Source organism: Actinomadura logoneensis (assembly GCF_003428695.1).
Lineage (GTDB): Bacteria > Actinomycetota > Actinomycetes > Streptosporangiales > Streptosporangiaceae > Spirillospora > Spirillospora logoneensis.
This window is the reverse complement of record NZ_QURH01000477.1, coordinates 1-1121: the sequence shown is the minus strand read 5'-3', so window position 1 is coordinate 1121 and position 1121 is coordinate 1. Positions and strand designations below refer to the sequence as shown.

The 1121-nt window shown below is 78.0% G+C and carries 1 protein-coding gene; it reads left to right on the top strand.

The window, feature by feature from the left end; all coding sequences use genetic code 11:
* A partial coding sequence (locus DZF91_RS23440) for an MFS transporter (RefSeq protein ID WP_117359512.1) occupies nucleotides 1–1121 on the top strand: 1121 nt, incomplete at both ends.

The following is a 1121-nucleotide window of genomic DNA, read 5'->3' as shown; positions in this document are numbered from 1 at the left end:
GCGCGATCCTCGCGACCGCCTTCGACGGCGCCGCGCGCACCCGCGCGTTCGCGGCGATGGGCAGCGCCGCCGGGTTCGGCCTGGCCGTGGGCCCCACGCTCTCCGGCTGGCTGGTCGGCGGGCTCGGCTGGCGCGCGACGTTCGCGCTGCACGCCGCGATGCTGGCGCTGGCGCTGCTCGGCGCCGGATCGGTGCCGGAGTCGCGGGCGGCCGAGCGCCCCCGCATGGACGTTCCGGGCGCGCTGCTGTTCGTCGCCGCGCTGAGCGCGCTCGTGCTGGGCGCCGTGCAGGGACCGCAGTGGGGGTGGACGGGTCCGGCCGTCCTCGGCCTGCTCGGCGGCGGTGTCGTGCTGCTGGCGGTGTTCGGCGCCGTCCAGACCCGCCGGACGGCGCCGCTGCTCGACCTCACCCTCCTCCGGGACCGCCGGTTCCTCGCCCTCTGCCTCGTCCCGGTCGTCACGACGTTCGGGTTCGTGACGCTGCTGACCTACCTGCCCACGTACCTGGTCGGCGCGGGCGGCATGTCCGCGGTGCGCGCCGGGACGGTGATGCTGCTGCTCACCGGCCCCGTGCTGGCCGCGCCGCCGCTCGCCGGGGCGCTGGTGACGCGGGGCGTGTCGCCGCGCGCGCTGATCGGCCTGTCGCTGCTGCTGTTCGCGGTCGGGGACGGCTGGCTCACGGTGATCGAGCCGGGCTCGTCCACCTGGACCGTCGCGCCGCCGCTGCTGCTGGCCGGGCTCGGCGCGGGCCTGTCGTTCGGCATCAACGACGGGCTCGCGATGAGCCTGGTCGCCCCCGACCGCGCGGGCATGGCGGCCGGGTTCCTCAACACCATGCGGCTCGGCAGCGAGGCCATCGTCATCACGGTCTTCGGGGCCGTCCTGGTGAGCCTGGTCGGCGCCCGCGTGCCGTCCCGCGCCCTGGCCGAGCGGGTCGCCGCCGGGGACCTGGGCGGCGGCGACCACGCCCGGCTGGCCGCCGCCTTCACCGACGCCCTCCACCTCGCCCTCTGGGGGCTCGCCGCCGTCAGCGCGGTCGGCGCGGTGGCGATCTACGCGGCTCTCGCCGGTCCGCGGCTGCGGAGCGCGACCGCCCCGGCGACCGCCCCGGCGGCCGAACCG